This window comes from Vibrio sp. OPT46, assembly GCF_015163535.1.
GTDB classification, from domain to species: domain Bacteria; phylum Pseudomonadota; class Gammaproteobacteria; order Enterobacterales; family Vibrionaceae; genus Vibrio; species Vibrio alginolyticus.
Map to the genome: position 1 here is coordinate 1 of NZ_JADDYG010000569.1, position 6,509 is coordinate 6,509.

7 protein-coding genes are annotated in these 6,509 nt (G+C 45.1%); all 7 read left to right on the forward strand.

From position 1 onward, the window contains the following. A partial coding sequence (locus IQR33_RS22785; RefSeq protein WP_265575805.1) for a flagellin occupies positions 1 to 398 on the forward strand: 398 nt, incomplete at its 5' end. Positions 399 to 686: 288 nt separating this feature from the next. Next, entirely contained in the window at positions 687 to 1,817 is a 1,131-nt protein-coding gene (locus tag IQR33_RS22790; protein WP_005380449.1) for a flagellin, read from the forward strand. 92 nt (positions 1,818 to 1,909) lie between these two features. After that, the gene (gene flaG / locus IQR33_RS22795) at positions 1,910 to 2,344 is read left to right on the forward strand and encodes a flagellar protein FlaG (RefSeq protein WP_005384493.1); all 435 of its coding nucleotides are present in this window, start codon (positions 1,910 to 1,912) and stop codon (positions 2,342 to 2,344) included. A 21-nt stretch (positions 2,345 to 2,365) separates the two neighbouring features. Beyond that, on the forward strand, positions 2,366 to 4,360 hold the full coding sequence (gene fliD, locus IQR33_RS22800; RefSeq protein WP_047102855.1) for a flagellar filament capping protein FliD: 1,995 nt from the start codon (positions 2,366 to 2,368) through the stop codon (positions 4,358 to 4,360). Between the two features lie 3 nt (positions 4,361 to 4,363). Beyond that, on the forward strand, positions 4,364 to 4,669 hold the full coding sequence (locus tag IQR33_RS22805) for a flagellar protein FliT (protein WP_005380456.1): 306 nt from the start codon (positions 4,364 to 4,366) through the stop codon (positions 4,667 to 4,669). 12 nt (positions 4,670 to 4,681) lie between these two features. Then, a complete protein-coding gene (fliS, locus tag IQR33_RS22810; RefSeq protein WP_005380457.1) occupies positions 4,682 to 5,092 on the forward strand; it encodes a flagellar export chaperone FliS in 411 nt (136 codons plus the stop codon). Positions 5,093 to 5,379: 287 nt separating this feature from the next. Continuing rightward, the coding region (locus IQR33_RS22815; RefSeq protein WP_193844073.1) for a sigma-54-dependent transcriptional regulator at positions 5,380 to 6,509 on the forward strand (1,130 nt) is incomplete at its 3' end.

Here is a 6,509-nt window from a genome sequence, read left to right on the forward strand (position 1 = left end):
TCGCTGGCAACAACAAAGTTGAGGGCGAGGTCGAGTTTTCAGGCGGTCTATCTGGTGAACTAGGTTTGGGCGAAGGTAAAAAAGTGACGGTAGATACTATTGACGTAACCTCAGTCGGTGGCGCACAAGAATCTGTTGCAATCATCGATGCGGCACTGAAATACGTAGACAGCCACCGCGCAGAGCTGGGTGCATTCCAGAACCGTTTCAACCATGCAATCAGCAACTTGGACAACATTAACGAGAATGTGAACGCGTCGAAGAGCCGTATCAAAGATACAGATTTCGCGAAAGAAACGACGGCAATGACCAAATCACAAATTCTATCGCAAGCGTCAAGCTCAATCCTTGCGCAAGCGAAACAAGCGCCAAACTCAGCGCTAAGTCTGCTAGGTTAATTTCAAACCTAAGACGAGAACCTCATTGGCTCGTGGTGAGAGATGAGCGAGTAAACCCAGCTTCGGCTGGGTTTTTTTCTGCCTTTAAAAGAGCGAAGGTATTCATCAACGGCAATATTAGAGCTTTATCACACTTCAGTAAGCCAAAGAAAATAATCGCAAAAAATTGAAAATTTCTCCTAAAGGATATGCATACGTCGCCGTTAAAGGGACTGAGAGAAATGAGATGTACCTAAGTGAGGTGAGAGACACGACGGTACATTCACTAAAGCCTTAAGGAGATCAATTATGGCGATTAACGTTAATACTAACGTTTCTGCGATGACTGCACAGCGTTACCTGAACCAGGCAGCTGACGGTCAACAAAAATCTATGGAGCGTTTGTCTTCGGGTTACAAAATCAATAGCGCGAAAGACGATGCTGCAGGTCTACAGATTTCAAACCGTTTGAATGCACAAAGCCGTGGCCTAGATATGGCAGTGAAAAACGCAAACGACGGTATTTCTATTGCACAGGTTGCTGAAGGTGCAATGAATGAATCTACCAACATCCTACAACGTATGCGTGATCTTTCGCTTCAATCGGCGAACGGCTCTAACTCAAAAGCAGAACGTGTAGCGATCCAAGAAGAAGTAACAGCGCTAAACGACGAGCTAAACCGTATTGCTGAAACTACCTCTTTCGGTGGTAACAAGCTTCTAAACGGTACTTACGGTACTCAATCTTTCCAAATCGGTGCGGACTCAGGTGAAGCAGTGATGCTTTCTATGGGTAACCTACGCTCAGACACTTCAGCAATGGGTGGTAAGAGCTACGCAGCAGAAGAGGGTAAAGACGCATCTTGGACTGTTGGTGAGAAAACAGAGTTCAAAATGAGCTACACCAACAAGCAGGGTGAAGAGAAAGAGCTATCAATCAGCGCTAAGCAAGGCGATGATATTGAACAGCTAGCGACATACATCAACGGTCAAAACGATGATGTAAAAGCCTCTGTTGGCGAAGATGGCAAACTACAAGTATTTGCTTCTTCTCAAAAAGTTGAAGGTGATGTTGAGTTTTCTGGCAACCTAGCAGACGAGATCGGCTTTGGTGGTCCGAAAGACGTAACAGTGAAAGACATCGACGTAACCACAGTAGCTGGCTCTCAAGAAGCAGTAGCGGTTATCGACGGCGCTCTTAAGTCCGTAGACAGCCAACGAGCTTCACTCGGTGCTTTCCAAAACCGCTTCAACCACGCAATCAGCAACCTAGACAACATTAACGAGAACGTTAACGCGTCTAAAAGCCGTATTAAAGATACTGATTACGCGAAGGAAACCACTGCGATGACTAAGTCGCAAATTCTTCAGCAAGCAAGTACTTCAATCCTGGCTCAAGCGAAGCAGTCTCCATCTGCAGCGCTAAGCTTGTTGGGCTAAGTGGTAAACCCAGCCTGAGGTCAACACCTTAGTGCTGGGGCACCAAAGCGATAGATTCTATCGTTAGCCCATAAGGTGGAAGGGAGATTGTAATGGATATATCCTCCTACGCATCGAACATCCAGCCTTACGGCACGCCAAATGGCACAAAGTTTGCAAATAAAAATGGCAATGATATAGGCACGTCTAGCCCAGCAAATTCAAATGGTGAGATTTCGCCGCAAAAAGCGAAAAACACCGAATACGACTTCTCTGTTCAAGCTGCGATCGAGATGGCTGAAAGCCGTCAAGAACTGAACAAAGAAGAACGTGAAAAATTGGTCGCACAAATGAATGAATTTGTAACGTCCATAAACAAAGGAGTCGCATTTCGAGTGGATGAAGAATCCGGACGAGATGTGGTGACGATTTATGAAGCCAATACCGGTGACGTGATTCGTCAAATTCCTGATGAAGAAATGCTAGTGGTATTGCGTCGCCTAGCTGAGCACACAGCCAACAGCGGGTTGTTGACTGAAAAAGTGTAAGTCGTTTTTAGAGGTGATTTGATGAGTTTAGGCCCTTTGGGGATGTCTGGCGGCATGGATATTAATTCCATGGTCAGCAAAATTGTGGATGCCGAACGCGTACCAAAGCAGCAACGCATCGACAACGAACGCACGACAATTAATGCCAGTATCAGTGCTTACGGACGACTCAGAGAATCATTGGATACGATGAAAAATCTCATGGCGAACTTTCGTCAGGAGAAAGCATTTGCCGTTCGCACCGTCGAAACGACCAATGACAATATCGTATCTGCCACGGCAACCACAGATGCTATCGCTGGCAAATATGCTATCGATGTGTTGCAGCTTGCTCAGAGCCATAAAGTCGCTTCTGACGTATTGCCAGAAGACGCAAAATTTGGCCCTGGTAAGCTGCAGATTTCGCTTGGTGATGAGCGTTTTAATATCGATGTTCGTTCCCGATCTAAGCTCATCGATGTCGTACGTGGCATCAATGGCGCTAAAGATAACCCTGGCGTTCGTGCATCTCTTATTAACGACGTCGAAGGTCCACGCCTTATCCTTGCTTCTAACCTCTCTGGTAAGGATCATCAAATCAGAGTCAGTGTGGAGGCAGAAAAAGGCAACCCTCTTAAATATTTCGAATACCAAACACTTGAAGACCGCGTCAACGCGCTTGAAGAAGCTCGTTCAGCGGCGGAAGATGTCTTAGGTCCTCTTAAATTTCCGGAACAACCAGCAGAAGAGCTGGATGCAAACGGCAATCCTCTACCTCCAGAAGAGCAAAAAGCGGCAGACGATGTACAAGATGATGCATCGCAAGCGCCAATCTCTGCGGCGGGTGCAGAAGCAGCCAAAGCTGGTCAAGAAGCCATTGATGAAGCCAACCGACGCGCGAGTTTACGCCCTGAAGACAGAATTCCAGGGTGGACAGAAACTGCGTCAGGTACTTTGTTGGACTCTTATGAAGAACCAGAGCTCGAACTCGACGAAAAGGCAATAGAGAAGGCACCAGATGTACCAGGCTGGAATAATGCCGCATCGGGCACCCTAACCGATTCTTACGTTACGACGAAAGAGGCTAAGCAGCTTCTTGAGCAAGAAAAAGCGGAAATCGAGCAAAAAATTGCGAGTGAAAAGCAAGCGTTAGACGAAAAAGTGGCACGTGGTGAACTTTCCGAAGCGCAAGCTAAGCAAATTCATCGCGCTAAACTTGATCCTCAAGAACGTGAGCGTCTGGAAAAAATTGATGAAGCAGAAGCGAAAATCGCAAAGGCACAATCTGCTTTTGAAGAATACCTTGGAATGACAGAAGTACAAGCAGGGCAAGATTCAGAAGTTCTGCTTGATGGAGTGGCAAAGCTATCTAGCCACAACAATGTGATTGAAGATGCGATCGAAGGTGTTGATTTAACGCTAAAAGGCAAATCAGAACCGAATAAACCGCCTGCTGAAATTGGTGTCGAGTACGACCGTCAAAGTGTACGCAACGATATCGAAAACTTTGTGGCAGCGTATAACTCGTTTTATCAAACCTCCCAAGCGTTGGCGAGTGTGGATCCGGTAACTGGCCAAAAAGGGCCGTTGTCAGGTGACAGCACCGTACGCAGTGCAGATTCACGATTAAAATCGGTCTTTTCTACTCGAATCGATAAAGCACCTGAAAACCTAAAGTCCTTAACAGAATTTGGCATTACGACCACACGTCAAGGCACCCTAGAAATCAACTATGACATGCTAGACCGCCAGTTGAACAATAACTTCAACGAGTTAGAAAAGTTCTTCGGTGGCAACACAGGTTTTGCTAAACGAGTAGAAGATGCGATTCACGGTATCACAGGTATTACAGGCAGTATTCGTACTCGAGAAAAAAGTCTCACAGAACAAAACTACCGTTTGAGTGACGATCAAGCGGCATTAGATCGCCGCATGGAAAGCCTAGAGAAGCGTACTCATGCGAAGTTTACCGCGATGCAAGATGCGACCGGTAAAATGCAAGGCCAGTTAGGCGCTTTGATGAGTGCGTTGGGTTAATAAATGCAAAAAGAACTCATGGAAATTAGTGATATAGATCAACTAATTACGCAAGAATTAGAAAAAATTGATTTTAATGCTGAAGAAATTCTTCGCTTGGTCGATATCAGGGAACGGTTATTGCAAAACCTGTTACCAATTATTCATCAAAATCCTTTGGTTAAGCAGGATGCAGAGTGGCAAGCATTGCTAACTCGTACCAAAAGAATTGTCGAGCTGATGCAATCGGAAACGTCAAAGGTCGGAAAAGAGCTCCATAAGTTTCGTTATGGCCAGCGTTCACTTCAGCAGTACAAAAAATTTATTTAAAAGAGGATTACTATGCGCGGTTCTTTGCAAGCATACAAAAAGGTATCAGTCGACAGCCAGCTTAGCGCGGCTTCTCCGCACAAAGTCATTCAAATGCTTATGGCTGGTGCGATTGAGCGCCTTATTCAAGGTAAAGCAGCCATGCAAGCAGGCAATATTCCAGCAAAAGGTGAGCGCTTAGGTAAAGCGTTAGACATCATTATCGCGCTACGCAGCTGTCTATCTATGGATGACGGTGGTGATATTGCTTCAAACTTAGATTCACTGTATGAGTTTATGATCACGCAAATTTCTGCTGCTAACCATCAAAATGAGCCTCAGCTGATCGACGACGTTATCGACATTATCCGTGAGATCAAGTCCGCTTGGGACCAAATCCCAACAGAGTTTCATAATCTTACCGCTGCTGAAGTTGGTATTTAATAGTCAAAACAATGCGTTAAGATACTAGACGAATATATTTGTCAATTGCGCAACGAGTTGTGTAGCAAAGTTTCTATCAAGCTCACACCTCTCCATTGCTTGGTTGCCTTATTTTTATATTCAAATAAAATAGAAGCCATTAGTAGCCCTAATGGCTTTTTTGTTGCTGATTTTCCTATTTTGTCTATCGTAAATTGAGTGTGGTGGTTCTGCCTTCTTTAGCACCCAATTGCGCAAATCAAGGTTTGGCCGCAACGCACCTAAAATAAAGGCAATCATTCTTACTTATGCATGGTTTGGCAAAGCTGCTTGTAATTGATGATGACGCATCAAGTCGTTTAAATTTAAGCAATATATTGGAATTTGTTGGAGAAAATTGCGAAGCGGTCAGTTCTGATCAGCTCAGCGATGTTGATTGGTCTAGCGTATGGTCGTGCTGTATTGTTGGTAATATTCCAGCAGGTCAAGCGGCGAGTACGGTTATCTCTCATTTAAACAGCGCTTACCACATCCCTCTTCTAGTCATGGGCCGTTTTCCTTTGCCTGTTGATGATCTTCCAAATTTTGTTGGTGAACTAGAGCTGCCGCTTAATTACCCACAGCTTAGTGAAGCGTTACGCCACTGCAAAGATTTTCTGGGGCGAAAAGGAGTGAATGTTGTTGCTAGTGCACGCAAAAACACGCTTTTTCGCAGCTTAGTTGGTCAAAGTAGAGGTATTCAAGAAGTTCGACACCTGATTGAGCAAGTATCAAACACGGAAGCAAACGTGTTGATCTTAGGTGAGTCCGGTACGGGTAAGGAAGTTGTTGCGCGTAACATCCACTATCACTCTTCATACCGCGATGGCGCATTTGTACCTATTAACTGTGGTGCAATACCGCCTGAGCTCCTAGAAAGCGAATTATTTGGTCACGAAAAAGGCGCGTTTACTGGTGCGTTAACTGCCCGTAAAGGTCGATTTGAGCTCGCAGATGGTGGCACTATCTTTCTTGATGAGATTGGCGATATGCCAATGTCGATGCAAGTAAAGTTGCTTCGTGTATTGCAAGAACGCTGCTTTGAACGTGTAGGTGGCAATAGTACCATCAAGGTAAATGTTCGAGTTGTGGCGGCGACACACCGTAATCTAGAAAATATGATTGAAGAAGGTACGTTCCGAGAAGACTTGTTCTATCGTCTGAACGTGTTTCCAATTGAGATGCCAGCGCTGAAAGAGCGCAAACAAGATATACCATTGCTGCTGCAAGAACTGATGACACGTTTAGAGGCGGAGGGCGGACAACCTATCTGTTTTACACCTCGTGCAATCAACTCACTGATGGAGCATAACTGGCCGGGCAACGTACGCGAGTTGGCTAATCTTGTTGAGCGAATGATTATTCTGTATCCAAATAGCTTAGTGGATGTAAACCATCT

Coding starts and splice junctions, on each gene's coding strand:
- fliD (WP_047102855.1), top strand. CDS start 2,366: ATGAGTTTAGGCCCTTTGGGGATGTCTGGCGGCATGGATATTAATTCC.
- flaG (WP_005384493.1), top strand. CDS start 1,910: ATGGATATATCCTCCTACGCATCGAACATCCAGCCTTACGGCACGCCA.
- IQR33_RS22805 (WP_005380456.1), top strand. CDS start 4,364: ATGCAAAAAGAACTCATGGAAATTAGTGATATAGATCAACTAATTACG.
- fliS (WP_005380457.1), top strand. CDS start 4,682: ATGCGCGGTTCTTTGCAAGCATACAAAAAGGTATCAGTCGACAGCCAG.
- IQR33_RS22790 (WP_005380449.1), top strand. CDS start 687: ATGGCGATTAACGTTAATACTAACGTTTCTGCGATGACTGCACAGCGT.